This window comes from Ruegeria sp. BJ5 (assembly GCF_056537865.1).
Map to the genome: position 1 here is coordinate 1,409,504 of NZ_JBQFSH010000001.1, position 21,425 is coordinate 1,430,928.

General features: G+C 55.7%; 20 protein-coding genes and 1 tRNA gene. 4 read left to right on the top strand and 17 right to left on the bottom strand.

The window, feature by feature from the left end; genetic code table 11:
* Nucleotides 1-5: 5 nt before the first annotated feature.
* The 3 genes from ACR0NY_RS07015 to ACR0NY_RS07025 are packed head-to-tail and all read right to left on the bottom strand — an operon-like array spanning nt 6 to nt 5,385.
* Complete coding sequence (locus ACR0NY_RS07015) at nt 6-845, bottom strand: phosphoadenosine phosphosulfate reductase family protein (RefSeq protein ID WP_170368870.1); 840 nt, start codon at nt 843-845, stop codon at nt 6-8.
* Nucleotides 845-4,231: an ATP-binding protein gene (locus tag ACR0NY_RS07020; protein ID WP_170368871.1), complete on the bottom strand. Its 3,387-nt coding sequence runs from the start codon at nt 4,229-4,231 to the stop codon at nt 845-847. The genes ACR0NY_RS07015 and ACR0NY_RS07020 overlap by 1 nt, the downstream gene beginning before the upstream one ends.
* Before the next feature lie 2 nt (nt 4,232-4,233).
* Nucleotides 4,234-5,385: a DUF4007 family protein gene (locus ACR0NY_RS07025; protein ID WP_217354883.1), complete on the bottom strand. Its 1,152-nt coding sequence runs from the start codon at nt 5,383-5,385 to the stop codon at nt 4,234-4,236.
* On the opposite strand from ACR0NY_RS07025, the gene ACR0NY_RS07030 reads away from it, so the two are divergent.
* Nucleotides 5,353-6,543: a cysteine desulfurase family protein gene (locus ACR0NY_RS07030; RefSeq protein WP_170368872.1), complete on the top strand. Its 1,191-nt coding sequence runs from the start codon at nt 5,353-5,355 to the stop codon at nt 6,541-6,543. The two genes, ACR0NY_RS07025 and ACR0NY_RS07030, sit on opposite strands and share 33 nt — an antisense overlap.
* Nucleotides 6,544-6,726: 183 nt before the next feature.
* Nucleotides 6,727-8,217, top strand: a complete 1,491-nt coding sequence (locus ACR0NY_RS07035; protein WP_170368873.1) for a DUF2779 domain-containing protein — start codon at nt 6,727-6,729, stop codon at nt 8,215-8,217.
* 144 nt (nt 8,218-8,361) lie between these two features.
* Here the strand turns inward: ACR0NY_RS07035 and ACR0NY_RS07040 are convergent, their stop codons facing one another.
* From ACR0NY_RS07040 to ACR0NY_RS07050, 3 genes are all read right to left on the bottom strand, one after another.
* Complete coding sequence (locus ACR0NY_RS07040) at nt 8,362-9,594, bottom strand: type II toxin-antitoxin system HipA family toxin (RefSeq protein ID WP_170368874.1); 1,233 nt, start codon at nt 9,592-9,594, stop codon at nt 8,362-8,364.
* Entirely contained in the window at nt 9,587-10,177 is a 591-nt protein-coding gene (locus ACR0NY_RS07045; RefSeq protein ID WP_170368875.1) for a helix-turn-helix domain-containing protein, read from the bottom strand. The genes ACR0NY_RS07040 and ACR0NY_RS07045 overlap by 8 nt, the downstream gene beginning before the upstream one ends.
* A 378-nt stretch (nt 10,178-10,555) precedes the next feature.
* The gene (locus ACR0NY_RS07050; RefSeq protein WP_254432924.1) at nt 10,556-10,966 is read right to left on the bottom strand and encodes a bleomycin resistance protein; all 411 of its coding nucleotides are present in this window, start codon (nt 10,964-10,966) and stop codon (nt 10,556-10,558) included.
* A gap of 391 nt (nt 10,967-11,357) precedes the next feature.
* Here ACR0NY_RS07050 and ACR0NY_RS07055 point away from each other — a divergent pair.
* Nucleotides 11,358-12,112, top strand: a protein-coding gene (locus ACR0NY_RS07055) for an IS5 family transposase (RefSeq protein ID WP_437342584.1) whose coding sequence is annotated in 2 segments (ribosomal slippage) — nt 11,358-11,690 and nt 11,693-12,112 — 753 coding nt in all. Because the reading frame shifts where the segments join, the coding sequence is not laid out codon by codon here.
* A gap of 179 nt (nt 12,113-12,291) precedes the next feature.
* Here the strand turns inward: ACR0NY_RS07055 and ACR0NY_RS07060 are convergent.
* The 8 genes from ACR0NY_RS07060 to ACR0NY_RS07095 all read right to left on the bottom strand — a co-directional run bounded on the left by ACR0NY_RS07060 (nt 12,292) and on the right by ACR0NY_RS07095 (nt 18,558).
* A complete protein-coding gene (locus ACR0NY_RS07060; protein WP_170368876.1) occupies nt 12,292-14,244 on the bottom strand; it encodes an ATP-binding protein in 1,953 nt (650 codons plus the stop codon).
* A gap of 328 nt (nt 14,245-14,572) precedes the next feature.
* A complete protein-coding gene (locus tag ACR0NY_RS07065; RefSeq protein WP_170368877.1) occupies nt 14,573-15,094 on the bottom strand; it encodes a hypothetical protein in 522 nt (173 codons plus the stop codon).
* A gap of 340 nt (nt 15,095-15,434) precedes the next feature.
* Nucleotides 15,435-15,509: transfer RNA gene (locus ACR0NY_RS07070), tRNA-Phe, on the bottom strand.
* Nucleotides 15,510-15,588: 79 nt separating this feature from the next.
* Nucleotides 15,589-15,771, bottom strand: a complete 183-nt coding sequence (locus ACR0NY_RS07075) for a DNA gyrase inhibitor YacG (RefSeq protein WP_170368878.1) — start codon at nt 15,769-15,771, stop codon at nt 15,589-15,591.
* Nucleotides 15,768-16,790 carry a ribonuclease E/G gene (locus tag ACR0NY_RS07080; protein ID WP_170368879.1) on the bottom strand — a complete coding sequence of 341 codons (1,023 nt, stop codon included), beginning with the start codon at nt 16,788-16,790 and terminating at the stop codon, nt 15,768-15,770. The genes ACR0NY_RS07075 and ACR0NY_RS07080 overlap by 4 nt, the downstream gene beginning before the upstream one ends.
* Nucleotides 16,787-17,365 (bottom strand): Maf family protein, encoded by a 579-nt coding sequence (locus ACR0NY_RS07085; protein ID WP_170368880.1) that lies wholly within the window; start codon nt 17,363-17,365, stop codon nt 16,787-16,789. The genes ACR0NY_RS07080 and ACR0NY_RS07085 overlap by 4 nt, the downstream gene beginning before the upstream one ends.
* A gap of 11 nt (nt 17,366-17,376) precedes the next feature.
* Nucleotides 17,377-17,595: a translation initiation factor IF-1 gene (gene infA, locus ACR0NY_RS07090; RefSeq protein ID WP_005978431.1), complete on the bottom strand. Its 219-nt coding sequence runs from the start codon at nt 17,593-17,595 to the stop codon at nt 17,377-17,379.
* Between the two features lie 87 nt (nt 17,596-17,682).
* Nucleotides 17,683-18,558, bottom strand: a complete 876-nt coding sequence (locus ACR0NY_RS07095; protein ID WP_170368881.1) for a carbon-nitrogen hydrolase family protein — start codon at nt 18,556-18,558, stop codon at nt 17,683-17,685.
* Nucleotides 18,559-18,753: 195 nt separating this feature from the next.
* Here ACR0NY_RS07095 and ACR0NY_RS07100 point away from each other — a divergent pair, with 195 nt between their 5' ends.
* On the top strand, nt 18,754-19,929 hold the full coding sequence (locus tag ACR0NY_RS07100) for a S41 family peptidase (RefSeq protein ID WP_170368882.1): 1,176 nt from the start codon (nt 18,754-18,756) through the stop codon (nt 19,927-19,929).
* A 54-nt stretch (nt 19,930-19,983) separates the two neighbouring features.
* Here ACR0NY_RS07100 and ACR0NY_RS07105 read toward each other — a convergent pair whose 3' ends face one another.
* The 3 genes from ACR0NY_RS07105 to ACR0NY_RS07115 are packed head-to-tail and all read right to left on the bottom strand — an operon-like array spanning nt 19,984 to nt 21,423.
* A complete protein-coding gene (locus tag ACR0NY_RS07105) occupies nt 19,984-20,577 on the bottom strand; it encodes a GNAT family N-acetyltransferase (RefSeq protein ID WP_170368883.1) in 594 nt (197 codons plus the stop codon).
* Nucleotides 20,570-20,968 carry a ketosteroid isomerase-related protein gene (locus ACR0NY_RS07110; RefSeq protein WP_170337454.1) on the bottom strand — a complete coding sequence of 133 codons (399 nt, stop codon included), beginning with the start codon at nt 20,966-20,968 and terminating at the stop codon, nt 20,570-20,572. The genes ACR0NY_RS07105 and ACR0NY_RS07110 overlap by 8 nt, the downstream gene beginning before the upstream one ends.
* Nucleotides 20,965-21,423 carry an arsenate-mycothiol transferase ArsC gene (locus ACR0NY_RS07115; protein ID WP_093962858.1) on the bottom strand — a complete coding sequence of 153 codons (459 nt, stop codon included), beginning with the start codon at nt 21,421-21,423 and terminating at the stop codon, nt 20,965-20,967. Before ACR0NY_RS07115 ends, ACR0NY_RS07110 begins: the two co-directional genes overlap by 4 nt.
* Nucleotides 21,424-21,425 lie beyond the last annotated feature (2 nt).

Below are 21,425 nucleotides of genomic sequence, written 5' to 3' on the forward strand. Positions count from 1 at the left end.
GCTGCCTATTTGTGACAAGCAAGGCAGCCTTTGGTCTGCCCGAAAAGCTCGTCAATGTCGATATCCTCACCATCGCTTCGCAAAGGATTGGCTTGGCGCTTCGCCTTCGCGCGCTCAAGCCTTTTCTCGTAGTCTTCCTTAATCTGCTTTACCCGCTCCGGGCGCGTAAGCTCGTCCAATGATTCCCCTTGGGACCAAGTGAACGGCGACCCCTGTGCGACTGCGTCTTTCTCATATGACTTGGCTTCTTCAAACGCCTCAGGATGTTGTTCTTTGAGGCGTACCCACTCGATTTTTTGTTGATAAAAGCAAAAAGTGCAGCCGCTTCGAGAACGCCAATCATAGTATTTAGGTAGACCCAAGCCTGATGATTCAAGGATTTCGTGAACACCTGGCTTATCAATGCCATCGTCTTTGAATGGCAGAACGATCTTCAGGTTTTCATGCTTAGAACTGTAACCTTCCCGGTACTCCTCGTCCCCGCGAATTGCTACGTAGCTGTAGACCTTTTTTCCTTCTTCCAGCATTGGTTTGAGCCAATGCTCGAATGGTCTAAGCTTAAGTTGTCTCGTGCACCACCGCGTTTGCGGTGACGGCAGGAAATTATTGTACTGTTTGAGCCAGAAGTCGAAGTCTCTGTCAGGATTTAGTCTTAATATTGATTTCCCAAGAAACCCTTCGAGCCGCCCAAGGAACTCGTAGACTTCGGGGAGTTCTTTGCCCGTATCGGTAAAGAAGTAGTCGATATCGAGCTCGGGGTGGTGCTGGCGCATATAAACTGCGAGGGCGGCGCTGTCCTTGCCACCCGATAGGCCCAATACATGCTTTTCTTCGGCGTCACTCATTATACCACTCGTTCCACTTCCTTTTTGTTGCCATCAATTTCTTCGTCACTCATGTAGCGGGAACTCAACTCCGCGAGTGCTGCAAGAAGAAGGTGGCGGTTCTTTGGGTCTTCGACATCGATGACACCCTCAAGTCTATCGATTATGTCTTCTACCTTCTTGCGCTCGGCTTCTGACACTTCAAATTCTGCGTGCATGGGGGCGGGTCGGCCGTTGAGACCAACGACAACCGCCATTGAGCTTCGCTTGTCTACTCGCCCCTTTACTCGCGCAAAGTTTTCCGCTCGGATGAACTTTTGTGAAAAGTCCGCAAGTTCGACTGAAGCGCGGTCAAGGTCCGGATCGGTCCAGTCTCTAGCGGGCTTATTTGCCGCAAGACTCGCAATGCCTTCGAGGTCTTGTTCCCGCCCCTCGAACTGCGAAAGTCGTCCGATAAACGCGTTGAGTCGGAAATCACCACCAATCTCCCGTATGTTTTCGGCACGTTCGCGAAGCTCGCTGAGTGCCTTTGGTGAATCGTTGGGCACCTGAAGCTCCGCAAGCATGAGGTCATGCAGACGACGGAGCATCGAGGGGTATGACCTGATCAGCTCTTCGAGGCCCTCCCGCACTTCTTTGACGATGCGCTGCAGATTATGTTCATCATCGAGAGCGCCGCGCTCGCCAAAGGCTGCGGGAATGTCATCGAACAAGAACTTATTCGGGTCATTGGCATGCTTAAACAAGTCCCGCACACGCACCGCATTGGAAGAGAGCTGCATGGTGCGTTTCGTCCACGGATGCAATCGGTCAAAAATTGCAATAAGGCCGCGGGCTACGTCGATGGGTGCAAGATAGGCCAAGCTGTTCGATGCATCTAGATCACGCACGACTTCAGCCATGCTCGACAGCAAGCGACGAGACAAATCGGACAAGTCCATCCAACGAAGCTGAATATCACCTGCATTCTTTGCAAGGATTTCAACGTCGATATCTTTAAAGCGCGCCTGGAAGATACCTTCTCGGTATAAGGCTACATGCTCTCGTTGCGTTAATATGAATGCCACCGCCATAACCGGCTTGAGTCCATCCTTTAGACCAAATGGAGGTTTTCCCCAGAGTTCATATAGTTCCGCGACTGTAACCGTTCTGTCTTTAGACTCCTTAAGGTGTTCGGCCGCGGCATCCCAAAGAGGTGCCAGGTTACTTGGGTCGCGTTTTTTGGCCGGTGCAATAAACTGCCAATGACCTTGCACCTTCCCATACAATCCAGTCGCTTCCAGAACAGATGCAAACAGACCACCCTCGGCTGGATAACCTTCGATGCCAAGTCGCGGCTCACCTTCTCTGCTGACCATTGCGCGCAATAGAGCGTTTTGTCCGGCAACAGCGTTGCTGGAAGGTTTGATGCGGTTCAGAAGCTCATTGTTTATCTTGGGCGATAGAGGGAAGCGCTTGGCTGCCAGGTCAGAAGCTGCATTGTTAATTTCAGCTTGGTCCCACTTCTGCGGTTTGTGGTTTTTTAGGTACCAAGTTGCATGGTCGAATGCGCTTCTGAGTTCTTCTTCAAGCTGACCCTGCAAAGCTGTCTTCCGCGCCAGGACTTCACGCTGCGCAACGACATCACCTGCAAGATCAGGGTGTTCTTCCTGTACTTCGCTCAGTGCGATGAGCTCTCTTGCAAGTTCGACGATCAGCCAGGCCCGCTGTGACAGGCCAGTAACGACATCCCAATCTACGGATTCGCGTGCGGCGTCCCGGCAGACCTGCTCCGCATCTTCCTGGCTTTCACCTTCGGTTGGAATAGCGAGAAGGAAAGCACCAATCGTGCCTGAGTTTGGTTTGTAGGAGCGGGATTGCTCGATGAGTCCGTTCAACGGCGCAACTTCCACATCGAACCAACGGAGCGCCCCTGTGTCATGGTAATGCCGTTTCGCAAGGATTGGCTGCAAGCCTGCTAACTTCTGGAGCGTTGTAAAGTCTACGTCGCGAACGCGCTGAAGGGCATCCTCGATCGCACGATCTATATCGAAGTCACTTCCTGCGAAGATAGCATAGGCATCGGAAAACTTCCGGAAGATCACCAGTGACCAGCTTTTCAGCTGAGCCAAACCGTCTTTTACATTCTTCTTTGACGCGCCCTGGACACAAGAGGTGAGCAAACCCTCCGTTGGCATCAGCCCCGACCGCTCTTTGAAAAGGTCGATCAATGCAATTGTTTTCAACAGGCGTATGTGAAGTTCACTTCCGCCCAAGGCCTCACAGCGCTCGACGGCCTCCGCTGCCATTGCCCACCGGTGGCCATCCGGAGACGCAAGTATCGACGGCTCCAAGTTCACTCTCAGATAGTCCCAAAGCCTGTCCGGCTCGTACAATACACTTTCGTCATTGTGGCGAATGAAGTCTTGAAACCCGTGTGGCTCAGCGGAGTTGAGAAAGCCAAATATGCTGCGTTGGTTCTGCCCAAATCGGCGACGTGAAATCGGACCTAATAAACATGCAACAACTGGGTGCAAAGGCCAGCAACCCTCCACCGTTTCAGCAAGGTGTTGAGAGGCTGCAGGCCGCTGGCGTCTAATTTCGCTTGCCACTGCTTCCGATAGTGAGCCGGGTTTAACCGGCCCGCGCCCATTCTCAATCGCACGTGAAATAAGTTCTATCTGTTCTTCACCTGCCGCGTTTACCGCCAGATCAATGAACCGACCCTGGATTTTAGACCACTCGTCCCGCATTTCCCGAGATAACCGGTTAGCATAATCCTCAAAAGCCTGATGGAGGATGCCAATGACGATCAATCGGCCATTACTGCGAGAGGCGGCTTCTGCGAGAAGCTGAAAGAGATAGACGTCGGCGCCGTCTTGAGCTGCGGCTTCAAGGAATTTGCCCATTTCGTCGATAAAAAGAATGACCCCGCCATGGCTGCGCGGTGCCTTTTGGGCTAGTTCAGTAAGAGACGTTACAACATCCTCGTCTGTCCATTGCGCATGATCAGGTTTGTTGGGCGCTTTCGCCTCATCAAGTGCGCGCCCAATTACACTAGCAGCGTCGGCCCGCTTGCCAACAACAGGGATAACGTGCCAACCTTTTGATGCGGCAGGTAATGAGGCGAGCACCTCATCCGCTGTTTTGCGCCCAACGGCAATTTTTGCCTTCGCGCGCAACTCTTCATCACCTCCGAGCAACGCACTTAAAGCCACAACAAGACTAGACTTTCCGCTGCCATACGGCCCAGTCCATGTGAAGGCTCCGTGTCCGGTATCGGAAACATGATGTGCTACCGAGCGAAGAACATCAGCCGAAGATTTCGGGCAAACAAAGCCCTCAAGAGCTTTGATGTCATTATAATCGCTATCAATCTTGATCGATTTCTGAAAGCGGCGTCCGATATTTACTGTGTCTGAAAGCATATTTAAGCCGCCTTTTTACCCTCAATTTTCTTCTTCTTAAAATCACACATCGCATAAATGAGCGCCGCATCCATATCCAAATCAACATCTCGGATTACTTGCTTTAGACCGGCGGTTTCCGACCACCTAAAAAAGCCTTTCGTGAAGTCTTCGAGTGCGAGGAGACGGTCAGCAATGTCATTCTCGTCTAGCAAGAAAACGCGCCCGGGCGATCCAGGCTCATGCGCCACCGCTTCGAAGGACAACGTTTGTGCCGATGTGTAACTCGACCAAAACTCGATCAATGCATAAAGAAAAACGCCATGACCCAAGGATGATTTGGGGCCTCGGACAAACCTGAAGCCATCTCGGCGGCCTACCGCTTTAACGAGGCCGAGCTCCGCTAACGGCGATTCCAGAGAATCCTCGGGAGACGCAGCGCCCCCTGCTGACTTAGCGACGTAGGTCCGAAGAAAACACTCAACATCTCGGCGAATGGTGGTAGCAGAAACTCGCGGCCACTCGCGATCTGCTGCGACCTTTTCCAACGCGCGAACAAGCTGCTCACGCTCAAAAGTCACGCCGAAAAAATTATTAAAACTCCAATACCACGTCGTTTTTTCAGGTCGTCCCGCTAAATTCCAGTGAATAAGCCAAAGCGTTGCGGGATGTTCTACATAGCGATCAAGGCCGTCCTCACCGAACAATTTCGCCCCAAGATTTGTTGTAACGAGAGCGTTGGGGCCCTCTCCCTCTTCGATAATCCCGGACGCTGTGGCCCAATGGCGCATCGATGACACCATGTTTTTGCCAACCCCGAATCGTGCTATGGAATCTTCCCGAGTGAAGGCGAGCTTGCCATCCGGACCATCCTCACGCTCACAGACCGCATCGTAGGCTTTCTTCAGCCACCCGTAGCGGAGCGGAAAGGTTTCATGGCCTGAAAATTGTGGCTTATAGCCGTCGTCGTAGATAGGTCCCCGTGGCATTGCATCTCGTCCTGGAAGGTTGATCCAGCTCGACACTAACCCACAAAATATGGTAGGGTCAAACCTCTTCCTGGAGATATCCTCCAGAAAGACTACAAACCTTGCTGAGAGCGGCTTTTGAGAATGAAGCAAGTCCAAAACACTGGAAAGATTATGAAAATCGACGGCACCATATATTTGGATCATCAAGCGACGACACCGCTCCATTCGAGTGTTTTTGAAGCTATGAGGCCATATCTTGAAGGTGGGTTCGGCAACCCGCACTCGACCGAACATGCCTTTGGCTGGCGCGCCTCTCAAGCCGTGGAGCGCGCTGCTACCGAAGTTGCGTCTTTCATCGGCGGCGACCCTGACGAGATCATCTTCACCTCAGGTGCTACCGAGGCTAACAACCTCGCTCTTCTTGGTATTGCTCGTGGAGAAATTGCGAAGAGTCGCCATCGCATTCTTCTCAGCTCAATCGAACACAAGTGTGTGTTAGAGATTGGGCGCGCTTTAATGACTGAGTTTGACCTCACTGTTGAGCTTATTCCGGTGGACGGCGAAGGTCGCGTTGATCTTGACGCCCTTGAGTCAACTATCTCTGATGACGTTTTGCTCGTTTCTGTTATGGCGGTAAATAACGAGATTGGCACGATCCAAGACATTGAGCGAATCTCCAAGGTCGCTTCGACAGCGGGCGCTTTGTTCCATTGCGATGGAGCGCAGGCGCCGTGCGCAATGGACGTTTCCCGGCTGTCTGATCACGCCGACCTAATCAGTATTTCAAGTCACAAGATGTACGGCCCACCTGGCATTGGCGCACTTTTTGCGCGGCGCGAACTACAGCCGATGCTACGGCCAACAATCCTTGGCGGAGGCCAACAAAACGGCCTGCGCTCCGGCACGGTCCCGACAGCGCTCTGCGTGGGCTTCGGAGCGGCAGCGAAGATCATGGGTTCTGAAGAAAGCAAACATCACCGCACTGAACTCGCCAAGCTCAAAGGCGAGTTTCTTTCACGGTTGCGGAATTTGCCCTGCAATATTTGGGTGAATGGATCAATGGATGTTAGACAACAGCACCCTGGCAATCTGAACATCGGGTTTGAGAACATCTCCGCAGCTGACCTACTTAGTCGATTGCAACCCTTTCTAGCGGCCTCATCCGGTTCAGCCTGCACAAGCGGAATACCTGAGCCGTCTCATGTGCTTCGAGCTATAGGCCTTGATAATGAACGCGCGGCATCGTCGGTACGGTTTGGCTTGGGCAAGGATACGACCACCGACGATATTCGGGAAGCAACGGCACTAGTAGAACAAGCCGTCGATGACCTGATAGACAGCGGTCTTTTGATAGCTAGTTAGGCATCATCGTCTGCTTCGCCGGAGCCATCCTTCACACCTTTTAAATGAAGATGTAGTGACGAAGTCAAAGCCGATGCGGCTCTCAGTTTAAACGCCATCACTGACCTATTCGATAATGATTTTTCTCCGGGCAAGTTAGGCTGGTGTGCCGAACAGCAAATCGATTTACTCCAGCAGCCAAAGATGGCAGCATATTGTATGGTTTTATCTAAATCTGACTATATGCTGTATTTGAGGCATCCAGCTTGGCTCTGGCTCAAGAAGCATGCCAAGCATCTACTCCCGCCGGTCGATGCCGCCCTGCAAGCCCGCTTTGATGAGGGGCATGAATTTGAGCCCTATGCGGAGTCACTCTTTCCGGGCGTAGTGCGCCTCGGGTTTTCGGATTTTTCCAGCTACCAGGCTCTTCCCGATGAGACCCTGAGAACCTGGCAGAATGGTGCCAATGTCGTCGCGCAAGGCCGTTACGAGGACGGGCAGATCACGTGCATCTCTGATGTTGTCAGCCGCAATGGTGACGGCTTTGTCCTCACAGAAATCAAGAGCGGCACGTCAGCCAAACCCGAGCACACCTTCGACCTAGCGTTTCAGCGAGTAGTCCTTGAGGCTGCGGGCTTCCCGATCACCCGCTGCGAGGTTGCGCATGTAAATCGTGAGTATGTCAGAGACGGTGCCATCGATCCTGCGCAACTAGTCGCCATCACCGACATTACCGAGGCCGTCGAAGAGCAGCTGGAAAGCACGCGGGCGCGGATCGACCACGCGCTAAGCGTGGCCGCCAGCGGAACCATGCCTGATCCGGCTCCGGAGCGCGCACGACTAAATTCTTATGATGAGTGGCTTACAATCCGTGAGGCGCTCGATCCGCCACTTGCAGATAACAGCATCCATCGCCTCCCGTTCATGAGTGCAGACAAGGCAACCAAGCTCATCGAGACGGGGATTACAGAGATTGGTCAGATCGAGGACGCGTCGATCCTTGGCAAGTCGACTAGGCGATATCTAAGCGCCCTCGCTCAAGGCGGGCGCCGTGTAGACAAGGTCCGGCTGGATAGATTCCTGGGCGATATCGTCTATCCGGTGCACTACTTTGATTATGAGACATCACAGAGCCTGCTGCCGCCGTGGGATGGCACGCGCCCGTATCAGCAAGTGCCGTTTCAGTATTCACTGCACATTCAGCACGAGCCGGGCGGTGAGATCGAGCACCGCGAGTATCTGCACCGCGATGGCAGTAACCCGATGCCAGCACTTCTTGAAAGGCTGCGAGAGGATGTCGGCGACACGGGTTCTGTTCTGGTTTGGTATGAGGGGTTTGAAAAAGCGCGCAACAATGAGATGGTGGCGGCGTTCCCGGAATATGCCGCGTTCCTGGATGATCTGAACGAGCGCGTAATCGATTTGATGAAGCCCTTCGCGGATGAGACGATCACCGATCCGGCTTTCAAAGGCAGTGCTTCGATCAAGGCGGTGTTGCCCGTCTTGGTGCCGGAACTCACCTATTCTGATCTTGGAATCCAGGAAGGTGGAAGCGCCTCACGGCTCTGGAAAGAGGTCACGCTCACCAATCCGGAAGCTGCCGAACGCGAGAAGGTTTACGCCGATCTTGTTGAATACTGCACACTCGATACCTGGGCGATGGTTGCTATTCACAAGACGCTTCTGGCGATGTGATGGAGCACGGCAGGCAGCGTACCTGTCGCCCTGCTTCGCCGGAGCCGTCCGTCACCCCTCACTTGCTGATGGGGGTGCGGCGGCGCAGAAGATGCAGCGCACTGAACCCCGCCCTGCTTTGCTGGTGAGTCAGGAACCCTTTGCCTATGAAAGCTCTTCCAAGATGGGCACCGTCTTCATGTGGGTTTCAACGGCTGATCTAACCTCATCACTCATCGGCAGGTTTGCCGCTTCCGCTTCCCAATGCTCCCGAAAAAGCTGAACGGTCTCTTTAGCAGCGTCGATTGCCATTTTCTTCGGGATCGATGCTTTCACCGCAAGGTGGGTCAGCTCATCGACCGAGAACGCCGAGAACACCTTGGCGCGGCTTATCTTCATGTTGGTGGCATCGCCTGGAAGATAGGGCACAGTCGCCACAAAATCATAGGCGGGCGCGAGCGAGACATGACGCCTATCCGGATAGATCAGTGACCAGTTCTTCATATGCATGTCGGCGTTACCGATCAGCATGTTGAAGGTCAGGCGCCGAACATATTCGATGATGTCGGCATCATTACCTTCGGCGGCGATCACCTGGGCGATGTTGCGGAATGTGCCATTGCCGTATTTGCCTTCGGGATAGAGCCCATAGACCTGCGCAAAATCCTCGATATGCACGCGCGACCCGTCGGAAAGGCGATCAAAGCGCTCGATCACGAAGGCATGGTTGCCGATCTTATCGATGCCTTCGGGCAAGTTCTTGATCGCATCGATACTGACCAGATCGATGGCAGGGACGTTCATCCCGATAAGGCTTGCCAGCTTCATCATCGAGAATTCATTTTCGGGGACGCCCGCGAATTCACGCGAGGGTAGCTTTACGATCCAGGAGCCCCCAACACCGGAGGCGGGAATGGTCAGCCCGCCACTTGCTTCCATCACTGCGGAAAACTTGAGCTGGACACCTGCCAGCGAAAACCGCAAAGCGTTCTCGCGCTGATCATCACCTTGATCATCGCTTCCATTGGCAGCGTCTGGCGGCCATGCCTCGCCATCGGCAGGGGTGATTGTGATCGCACCGGGCAAATCATGGCCAAGTGCCCAAAGCAGATAGAATTCACGTTCGGAATTCACGCCCGCCTGTTCGGCCAGGTATTTGCGCAGATGGCCTTCGGGAAGAAGGTTTGAGAAGAAGGGCATGACGCGCTTCTGATAGGGTCGAAAATCCGTATAGAGCTCCCCGAATTCATCTTTGAAGGCAAGACCAAGCGTCGGCCTGTCAGGATCGGCGACGTACTCATCGGTGAAGGCAAAGATGGTGCGATCGCCGCCGAGATTGGTGAGCGTGCCAATGGGCTCGCCATACAGGTTTACATTCAGCACGGAGACACTACTCATCGTTGTCTCCATCAAGTCGATAGGCAGGACGCGGCAAGCGCGTCCGCTCCTCATCGGCCATGCCATGGGCGAGTGCGTTGCGGAAACTGTTCATCTGCTTTGACGCTTCCTGCAGCGCGGCAACGCCACCCGCGTCTTCCACGGCTTTGAGCGCTTCACGTACGCTGCGCAATGTGTCGGTATTCCGGATCAGGTTCTCGAACTGTCGCATCTCGCGAAACTGCCGCTGCAGGTTTTCGAAGACGGGACTATCGATCTTGAGCGACTGGATGTGCTCAAGCTGCTTGGCGAGCCGGGCAATCTCTTTACGCGCCTCCGGCGTGGCCTTCGGCACGTCGTTTACGCTACGGGTGATCGTTCTTACGGCAGGCGCGGCCTTGCGCGGAACAAGCGCTAGCTCCAGATCAAGGGCGTTGGCGATGGCGGTCAGACTTGAGACGGTGAGGTTCACAGCGCCGCTCTCGATCTTGGAGATATGCGACTGCGGCACGCCTGCACGGGCGCTCAGCGCGCGCTGGCTCAGCCCCTTCTTTTCGCGCGCAGCTTTTAGTGTCGCCGCCAGTTTCTCGCTCTCATAGCTCATTTTGATATAATCCTGCATATCAAGCAAAGCGCTTGATCTACTTTAATGTATCATATGAAGCTTGAATTTTCAAGACGTGATCTATTTTGACATATCTTAAGCTAGAAACGATCTATTCCTATAGATCAAACCATGGGGCATTGCTAGCCCAACCACGATGAACCCGGCGTGCGGCTCACCATACGCATACCTGATGCTTCCGCGTTGCTGTTGGCCTAGGGTCAGGACCTATAAACGAACGACCGCTTCTCTAAACAGCGGACGTTGGCCGAAAACGGGGCAAGGACCACAGTACGGACGAAGCGTCAATTCGCTACGGTCGCGCCAATGTCTGCTCCGGTGGGCAATATGCGGCGGGACGTTCTTCCGAGCGCAGCCTCAGCTCCTCGAAGGCGAAGCTGGACGAGTGCCGATGTGCTGCATGAAGCGCAGCAGGTAGCCGTCAGGGTCTTGAACCAGAAATTCGTCCTGGCCGTTCTCGTGCTCGCCTTCGCGGTACCACGACCGGCGAAGCGGACGGAAGAGATCGATACCCGCCATCGCGAGCCGGTCATGGATCACTCGCACGTCGGCGACCTCAATCTGGAGGTTCAGTCCCCGACCGAGCGGGGGTGCAAGTTCGCCCGTCACCCAGACGTTCGACAGATCGTCCGGCATCGCCTCCAGCATAATCTGCGCATGCCCCGTCTCGATGTAGACGAAGCCGTCTTCCGGGCGGCCAAATTTCTCGGTGAACCCCAAGAGATCGCAGTAAAAGACGAGCGACCGGGCCAGGTCGCGCACCAACATCTCCGGTACGAGGACGGACCAGTGATCGGGGTCTGTTCGAAATTGGTCTTCATGGGGCATGATCGAAACATATCGTAAATCTTCAGTTTTGCACGGGGGCAGGCACTCAGAACGCGCTAATGAAACCATAAGGCCGTTGCACGTAGGTCATATCCCTCCTTCGAACCATACCGATCGGCAGGCATTGGGCCTTACAGAACACCATTCCGCGCTCGCTTCACGCTCAGCAGAAGCCGACATTGGTGCATCAGACAGCATCGGCCACCTTGGGCTCGACTCGGTCATCTGAGGCTTTTCGTCGGATGACCGGTTCGCCGTTCTGAGCGGCCATTGCATTGGCCGATTCCATCCGCAACACCGTCGTGATTCAAGGGCGGCAGGAGGATTGTCTATGTCGCACTTGTTCTGGCTCGACCTACAGCACCTGAAACGCATCCAGCACCTGTTCCCCAAACCGCGCGGGGTGGCGCGTTCCGACGACCGTAAGGTTCTCAGTGGTATTATCCACGTCATTCGCAATGGCCTGCGCTGGCGAGATGCTCCGGCTGAGTATGGGCCGCACAAGACACTTTACAATCGGTTTGTCAGGTGGTCCCGACTTGGTGTCTTCGCTCGTATCTTCCGGGAACTGGCACAACCGGGACCGGACGGCGAAACCATCATGATCGACAGCACCCACCTGAAAGCGCACCGAACGGCGGCAAGCCTCTCAAAAGGGGGACTCACCCGAGGGCCATCGGTCGAACCAAAGGCGGCCTGAACAGCAAGTTGCACACGGTTTGTGACGGCCGGGGAAGACCGCTGACGTTCCTCCTGTCAGCCGGGCAGATGAGTGACGCCAAAGGTGCGTTGGCTTTGCTGGGCAGCTTGCCACAGGCCAAGGTGCTTTTAGGGGACAAGGGGTATGACGCAGACTGGTTCCGGGAGGCACTGGCCGAGCGCGGCATCAATGCGTGTATTCCGCCGCGCCGAGGACGACGAAACCCTGCCGATCATGATACCAAACTGTATCGCAAGCGGCACCGGGTCGAGAACTTGTTTGCTCGACTAAAAGACTGGCGTCGCATCGCGACCCGCTATGACCGATGTGGTGAACTGTTCCTGTCGGCAATCTGCATCGCCGCGAGCGTCATATTTTGGTTATGAGTCCTGACCCTAGGCAGTTGGGAATCGCTCGCTCTTCGGTTTACCGATATCTCAGCACTTGAAACGCATAAGACGCCTCAGCAAAAAACAGTCGAATTGTTGAGTTCCCAACCCCAATTTGGAAACAACAACAATGAAGACAAAAAATCACCTGATATTGGGTGGTTTGTCAAACGAACTCAGAACTGGGTAATTCGAGGGCCGACTGACAGAGCTTCCTCTGCTGCAGGCTCAGGTTCCTCACTTTGGCTAGAGCTGGATTGGATTGCTAAACTTGCCTCCTGCAAAGCCGGATCGAATTCTCGTTTGAGGACAATAGGTCTTTCTGCCTTTATCGCCTTTCCAAAGGCCAAAAACTCGAACCGCCCAAGGTTTGGAATAAGCCGTGTATGTTGGGCGCTATAAACGCTCTCGAGGAAGTTGAGGCTCGTTTGGTCGATCAAGCTATGGGTCAAAAATGTATTGCACTGTGACAGAATAGTCTTGCTGACTAATGCAGTGCGCTGGCTGATCACCATAAGCCCAACGCCATATTTTCGACCTTGCAAAGCAATTTGCCCGATGCGGCTAACTACAAACTGCGTGTTTGCGTCAAAGCCCGCCCCAAACACCTCAGGGACGATTGTGTGGGCCTCTTCCAAGACGATCAGGATTTGCCTTTCACGACGGTTCCTTTGAGCCCAACGCATAATCGTCGACAAGTACAACTCGGTCAGCCGGAGCGTGGCTTTTGTATTGGCGATTTCTGCCAACTCAAAAACCCCAAGGTAGGTGTCTTCGGACCTCAGAAACTCATCAACTTGCGCTTCAGCGTGCGCTTTAAGCGCGTCTACGCCCTCTTGCAGAGCTTTCTTTTCCGCTGGGGCACCGTAGCTTCCAGTCTCAACTGCAAAAAGCTTTTCCTCCAATTCAGCGGCCTGTGCTGGCGTCGGAGATGGGAAAGCTGGGTCCAATTCAGCGAGCCGCGCCCGATAGTCGCCGGTGAAATCGACGCAAAAGACTTTTGTGCCTCTCGCAACTGCCTGCCGAACTACGTCGAGAGCCAGTTCAGTTTTCCCTGTACCAGTCACACCAAGTACGGCCGTGTGATACTCTACCAGCTCATCAATTCTCGCAACCGCTTGGACATTAGTAGATGGCACCGTACCAATAGGGAATTCACGGTCGCCCACGACAGGATCGTCAAACTGCCTGCTGCCAGCGGAAAAGAGCGGTGTATTCATGGAAGGCAGCCAAGTGTATTTGGTGAAACCGTCTTTTGGCGTAAAAACGCCAAGTTGAGATGCCTTTACTATGTGAGTTCCGCGTGGATTTTGATCGAAGTTTTCTTCGTACGTCTCTGCACCCACGATCTGATAAAAGATGTCTTGGCCCTCGACATGCGCAAAAATCACATCGCCCTCATGTAGCCCCGAACGGCTGGAAACTTCAAAATGCAAAGTCCCGATTGTTGAATTTTCAACGACGAAACCGACCAACTTGCCATCTTTCGCACCGCTGAGGTTCTCCAAGAATTCGACTGTCTTCGCTTCGTCGTGGCTGGCGCAGACGGAACCCACAGGCAGGCGAGCAGGTTCAGCCAGAGTCGCTACGCATAGTCCCGTTCCAACCACGTCAGAACCCTGCGTCTGCGAAAACAACGAAATTACGTAACGCTGCGATCCATCAGGTAGGCTAGCAGTAAACAAGTGGTTCGGTTTCCACGCTCCCACCGAGTTTAGTTTGACGCGGACTATGTCTGGATGATCGACTCTTGCGATAGAACCAACCGTCGGCTGTTTTCTTAGCTCATCTGTGTCAGACGAAAGTTGTCTAACAGCAGAGAGCAGGCGTTCTATAGGTTTCCCAACCACTATCAGGATCCAATAGAGAATAAGCCAACTCATTTTTTCAAACGAGGTCTGATAGTGCGCGATGATGCTAACAATAGCTGGTGCGGAAAACAGGATTTCGCCTCGCCCAAACACACTGGTCAGCTTGAATGCAAAATGACCCGTTGGGGACCTTTGATCCTTATCATGTAAAACCAGCGCTGTGACGGCCGAAAACACAACCGCACAGGCGAAAAAAACGGTTCCCCATCGCACATGTTCGAGTTGCGCTGCAAACAACTGAACATTGGTGAGGTCCATCGTTGTAAGCACCAAGATAGCGCCCACAGCGCTGATGATTGCATCCCTTGGCGGGACAAACCATGGCGCTGATAACAGCGCTAGAAACCAAAGTGAGATCGCACTTATGAGCCATACAGATTCTAGCCCGCCAGTTGGTAACATTTGGCCGGTCGCCCAGAAGAAAACTACGTACGCAACAAGTGTGTTTAGCAGAAGCGCAAGAAAGCGTTCCTTAATAGATGGATAAGACAAATCAATTCTCGTTCAATTCTTGGTTGTGGATGATCCTAGTGCTTATCAGCCGGAGGGGGAAGCGCTGAACATCCTATAGGTATACTTTTTGCGTCTAGCGCCAGCTATTGGTGGATGTCTCCTTGGGCTCTCGAAGGCGTCGAGCAAGAGCGTCAATTGACGCGGCTGTTTGGCGGATTTCGGGAATACCACTTTCGAGATCATCTAGGTTCATCTGATCAATGGAGCGAAACTTCTCGTCGACAGAACGCAACATTTGGGCTCCATGAGCGCGAAGCGCGCCGGTTTCCTGTTCCTCCTTCGTTGGTTCAAAAGGATTGGCGCTTAGCATCATGCCTTTGGACCGTTCGTGTTGCTGCCACTTTTCGAGATTCAAATCGCAGTCCGATGCCAGCTTTTGATAGCTCCCTCGGACGTCAGCCAGCGCTGAGCGGGCTTGTAGCCTGACGTCCCGCTCATGTGCCGTGTCAGCGGACAGGACTGATTGTCTCGCGACACCCAACGCCAGAATTGCAATGCGCACGGCAAATATGCTCGATACCACTGCTATCAGAGTGGCGGTCAGCATAATTGCTTCCATCCAGTTGTACTGAAACCATGAGATCAAATTCGACACGACAGCACCTTATTTAGATATTTTCGTTTAACTGTATCTACATATGGTGCCGTAAGCGCACGATCACAAGCCTAACCCACTATGCATAGTGCGACCTTTGCAAAATCCTTGTACCGCTCAGCGCCCAAGCATCCGCCTTGTCAGCAGAGCAAGGCAAAATGATAGTATTCGAACAACGCTCGAATTTTTCCTAGCGCAAAGGCCTTGTCAGGTGCACCCAGAGAAAAGCTTCGAAGATGTAGCTAACTTTAGCGGCGGCAAAGCTGTCCATAGAGCTGTACATTTCCGGAATACGGAAACTTAATAAATTACTGATATATAATAGATTATCTTGATGAAATGGTGCCCGGGGGCGGAATCGAACCACCGACACGAGGATTTTCAATCCACTGCTCTACCCCTGAGCTACCCGGGCACGGGAACGGAGTTTTCCGTTAGGTGCAGGCCTTCTATGACTTGCCAAACGTGGTGTCCAGAGGCTTTTTCAGATTTTTTCAGTGCGGGCGATCCTTGATTTCGACAGCATCCTGAATCTCATCGTCCAGGTCATCCTCGCGCTGCGACGGAACCGAATAGGAGCCGTTCAGCCACTTGGCCAGATCGATATCGGCGCAGCGTTTCGAGCAAAACGGACGAAACTGTTTGACCGTATCTTCTCCGCAGATCGGACAGCTCATTTCAGGACCTCCGACAAAGGGATGCGGCCGCGTTTTCGCTGCAATTCGAAATGCCCCAGCGGCGTCCAGCCGGCAAGGATCGTTTCTTCGCTGTCAGCCCTGAAGGCAGCGCGGAGTGCGGATTCGAACCCGCGCCGGTCCTTTTTGGGCATTGGCGCAAGGTCCAGCGTGATCTGCCCGCCCAGCCCGCGCACGCGCAGGGCGCGCGGCAGTTCCTTGGCGCAGGCGAAATTGGCCTTTGTCCCCGCAGCCAGCGAGCCATCCGAACCGGTATTCACATCCACGGCCACCAAAGCCCGGGTTAGTTCGACATACATATGCGCCCCACCCGCCAAAGGATGGGATGCGCCACGTGCGGCGTCCAGCGCCTCGAGCACGCCATGGTCCGCGAAACCGCCCGCCTGGGTCGAGACCTCGGCCGGCTCCACCCATTCGCGCCAGGCGAGGACATGCGGTCCGTCGCCCTCGGACAGCGTTTCCAGCGCGTTTCCGGTGTCGTTCACGACCTGCTCGGCCAGCGCTCGCATGGCGGCGATGTCTTCGGCGATCTCATCGGCATCCGCGCCCTGGCAACCGGAGCGCAGGATCAGACCGAAGGGGCTGCCGTCCATCTGCTCATGCGCGATCACCAGCAGCCGGTCGCGCTCCTCATCATCGCGGATCGAGCGGGAGATGTTCAGCCCGGGTGCGTCCGGCGTGACGATGGCATAGCGGCTTTTGAACAGGATGCGGTTCGTCACCGGCAGGGCTTTGCCCGGTTCGGCATAGCCCGTGACCTGCACCAACAGCATCTCACCCGGCGCCAGTCCCTTGACCTGCCGAAGGAAAGCCGGACCATCCGGCGTTGTCAGGAACATCCCGCCCTGCCCTTTGATCGCCCGCTCGGCCCGGGCACGGTAGATCGTACCAGGGGCAGGCGCATCGGCGGCGATCAGGAAATCATCCAGTTTGCCATCCACCATCAGGGCTGCGGCTTCGCGGCCTTGAATGTGATCCAGAATGATCGTTCGACCTTTCATAGTGCCTCGCGATACAGGGGGTAACCGATGCCTTGCAACAGTCCTGCGGTTTCGGACAAAGGCAGCCCGACGATACCGGTGAACGAGCCCGAGATCCACGGAATGAAGGCGCCCGCGGGCCCTTGGATGGCATAGGCACCGGCTTTGCCCTGCCAATCGCCGGTGGCGAGATAGGCGTTGATTTCCACGTCCGAAAGACGCTTGACCTTGACCTGGCTAACGACGTCACGCTGCAACACCCGATCGCCGCGACGCACCGCGACAGAGGTGATCACACGGTGGCGACGGCCCGACAGGGCGTGCAGAAATTCGGCTGCCTGTCCCGCATCCTCGGGCTTGCCCAATATGCGTCGACCCAGCGCAACCGTCGTGTCGGCGCACAGGACGATATCATCGGGCGCCGCAGTCACGGCATGCACCTTTTCAAGGGCAATGCGCGCGCAATACGGCAGCGGAAGCTCGCCCTTTTGGGGGTCTTCGTCGATGTCGGGGGCCGAAATGGCGTCGGGCTGCACGCCAAGCTGAGCCAGCAGGTCCAGCCGTCTGGGGCTGCCCGATCCTAGAATGAACGCCATTGCGGCAGGCGTTACTTGAAGCGGTAGTTGATCCGACCCTTGGTCAGATCATAGGGGGTCATCTCGACCTGAACCTTGTCGCCGGCCAGAACACGGATGCGGTTTTTGCGCATCTTGCCTGCCGTATGTGCGATGATCTCATGGCCGTTTTCCAGCTCGACCCGAAACGTCGCATTAGGCAGGAGTTCCTTCACGACACCGGGAAATTCGAGCGTATCTTCCTTGGCCATGTTGTCTCCATCTTTGCGTTGCCCTGCAGAATCCGCAGGTGGCGCTTAAATGAGCCTATTTCGGCCTTATTTCAAGGGTGGAATAACTTAAAGGCGCGACATTGTGACCGATTCGACTCGGGGCGTCTGCTCGGTCCAGTGGGATCGGTTCAGGACATGGCCATCCGCCCGAACCTCGGCGATCGCCGACAGATCGACGTCTGCGTAGGTCCAGCCTGGCTGGTTGAGCACGCCTTCTGCCAACACGCCGGTTTGTGGAAAGCCCTTGTCCGGCGGGCCGAAAACGCCTCCGGTCCCAGTGTTGGTGTCTACGGACTGAGACCAGTCGTTGTTGCCCACCAGCGACGCCATGACCGCAACGCATTGATTCTCCAGCGCCCGCGCCATCGCGCCGATACGGACACGCCAATAGCCCGACAGGGCCTCGGTGCACGAAGGCACAAGGATCACGTCGGCCTCTGACAGGGCGCGGCCCAGCAGGGGAAACTCGCTGTCATAGCAGATCAGAACGCCGATCCGGCCCAGCGCCGTCTCGAAGATCTTCAACGGTCCGCCCGGCGCGATGTCCCAGTCTTCGCGCTCGAACCGGGTCATGATCTGCTTGTCCTGATGATCCTGCGCGCCCGAAGGGGCGTAGAATTCGGCCCGGTTCATCGGGCGGCCTGAGCCGGCCTGAACCGGGGCGGATGCGCCCAGAATGTACAAATTGTATTCGGCCGAGAGGCACCGATGCAGGATTTGTACATCTTCCATCCGCTCGGATACCGCCTGGATCGAGCGCTCGAGATCCCCCGCAACCTCGGCCCCGGCCAGCGTCGAAAGCTCCATCGCGCCGTACTCGGGAAACACCAGCAGTTCGGCCCCCTGCCCCGCGGCCTGCGAAACCCAAGCGTCCAGCTTGTCTTCGTAATGCGCCCAGCTGTCGAGCCAGTCGAGATTGTAGGCGGCCGTGGCGATTTTCATGATGCGGGTTCCAATGCTGTTCTTGCGAAGAAGTAAATAGCCGTTGTTGCCCGGTGTACAGGCCAATCGGGTTGTTCGCCGCAACAGAAACTATTGGTTCGGTGCATAGCCTTTCAAAGCAAGGGTCCGGGCCGGTAGAGCGCCGGACCCACACCCAATCTGGACATTGCCGATCGGCCATGCGCACTGTGACCCATGTCGCTGATCGATGACCTGGAGCTCATTCTGGAGACTGTTCTGCCAAACGATCCCAGCTTTCAGCGGATCGAAAGGGCGGCGATAGACAGCTGTGTCAGTGACAGTCGGCGATACGCACTTGAGAGCTCGGTCGATGCATTTCTCCTGTCCGCGATGCGCCTTCTGGCACTTCCCAGCAACGGGCACACCCGGCTGATCCCGAATGATGCAATCTCGGTGTTGCCTCTGCGGTTCGTAAGCGTGGGGCGTTCCGTCCAAGTCCTTGGGTCGGCATCGGGGGTGATCGCTCCACAAGGCGCGCTGCTGGCAGTCAATGGCGCTGCTGTAAGCGAAATCGAGGCCGCGGCGGACAAATTTCTGGCGGGAACGCGCCAGAGGAAGCGGGTCATCGGCCCGATTATTCTGGCTTGGCCGCAGGCGTTGGAACGGCTGGGATTTTCGTCCAACGACGGTACGACCGAGTATCATTTGCAGGACGAAAATGGGCAGACAACCAACCTGAAAGTAGCAAATGGAAACACCGTTCCTGCGTCGACGCTCTACCCGAGAAACGAGCGCGGCAAAGCCGATCCAGCATGGGAACCCGAGAGCTTTGTGGAAATTGAGGATTGGCAGGCACTTGGGCTTTTAATTCAACTGCCGAGCTTCTTTGACCCTGACAACGATGCGCTGCGCAAAGCCATATCCGAGGCAGCGGGTCGCGTGCGCGCTTGCTCTGGCAAAACGCTTTTGATTGACGTTCGCGGAAACAGCGGCGGTGATTTTCTTCTGACGATGCCTTTGATCGACGCAATCGCGCAAAGCGCAAGTCAGCGGGTCGTCGTAATTGTCGATAAATTCACGTTCTCCGCCGCGATCGTGTTTGTCGCTATCCTCAAGCATCGCTTGGGTGACAGGCTCAAACTCATCGGGGAAGAAATGGGAGACAGACTGACGTTCTTTGCCGAGGGTGGGTTGCTTGACTTGCCGGCGAGCGGCGCGGTCGTTCGATACTCCACCGCCTTTCACGATTGGAGGACGGGAACGTCTGACGAAACGACACCGCCCGAAATCGCGCGGCAGATCGTGCCCGCGGGGGAATTAAACCTGGATCGGGAATGTGTCGCAGGACCCTTGGGCGCTGGAGCACGAGGAGCGTTCTATCGACGGATCCTCGAAGATTTTCGCGGCTAGACGAACGGCTGTCGGCGCGCGTGCCGGCGGCACAAACAACGCGATAGGGCGGGTTCACAAATCCCTGATCCAGAACTGCAACGGTTTGAGGGTTTCCGAGTCCTCGCCCAGATCCTTCCACGAAAACTGGGCGATAACGCCGGGCAAGGGCGCATAGCCCCGCGCGCGCCAGAACGGGTCGAGCGGCCGGTAGCCGGCTGGCCGCATCGGGTGGTCCGCCGGACGCTGCACGCCGCAGAAGGCGCATTTGGCAAAGCCCAAGGCACGTGCATGGTCTTCGCGCAGGTCAAAGAACGCATGTCCAACGCCCTGCCCCCGATAGTCGGGCAGCAGCACGGATTCGGCACAGTAGAAGATCTGCGACAACTCCAGCCGGGTGCCGTCGAAAGCGGCTGCGAAATCCTCGGCATGGTCGGCCAGCGGCGCGCCGGTCGCGGCCCCGACCAGTCGGTCGCCGTCAAAGGCCCCGACCACGATCGCCCGGTCGCTGTCGCGATAGGATTGCAGGTATCTGCGCTCGTAGGCCAGATCGCCGTCATAGAGATAGGGCCAGTCGCGGAACACCGCGATGCGCAGGCGCGCCACGTCGTCCAGCGCCGCCTCGAGCGCCGGCCCCGTCAGCGCGCGGACCTGCGTGACCTCAGCCACCCGACACCTGTTTCACCCAGTCGGCCAGGTTGTAATAGGTTGTCACGCGGGTGATCTTGCCGTCCTTGAGGTCAAAGAACGACCCGGCGGGCAGGCGATAGGACTGACCTGAGGCCGCGGGCAGGCCGGCATCGGTTTCCAGATAGGTGCCGTTGACGATGTATTCGGCGGCGGCGCGGGTGCCGCCCTCGGCCTCGAAGATCACCATGTCGGTCAAGGTCTCGCGATAGCAGCGGTTCATATGCGCGCAGAATTCGGCGAATTTCTCTTTGCCGACGCGGATCTGGCCTTCGTTCACGTGATGGGCCACGTCGTCGGACAGGCAGGCCAGCATGCCGGCCACATCCCCGGCGTTGAAGGCATCGAAATAGGCTTGGACGGTCTGGGTCATGCGATCTCCGTAGGTTTCCCCCAGCGATCCTTCAGGTGTTTGATGATCTGATCGCGGGTCTGACGGTAGTGGTGTAGCTTTTCCTCGCGCGTCTCGCCCAGCCCGGTAGGGTCCATTATTGGCCAATAATCGACATCGAGGTGAAAAACCCGCGTCAGCTCCAGCGCCTTGCGCTGGCTGGCAGGCGACAGGGCCACAATCAGGTCGAATGACCCCAGGTCATCTCCCCATTCCTGCATCTCGTCGAACGACCGCGACCGGTGGCGCGACAGCTCCACGTCGATCTCCTGGCAGACGGCGATGCTGAACCCGTCGATTTCCAGGTCGTTGTGCACCCCGGCCGACTGCACATATGTGCCCGTGCCGTAGAATTTCTTCATGATGCCTTCGGCCATGGGCGAGCGCACCGCGTTGTGGTCGCAGCAGAACAGGACCGAATGCGGCAGAGGCTTCACCC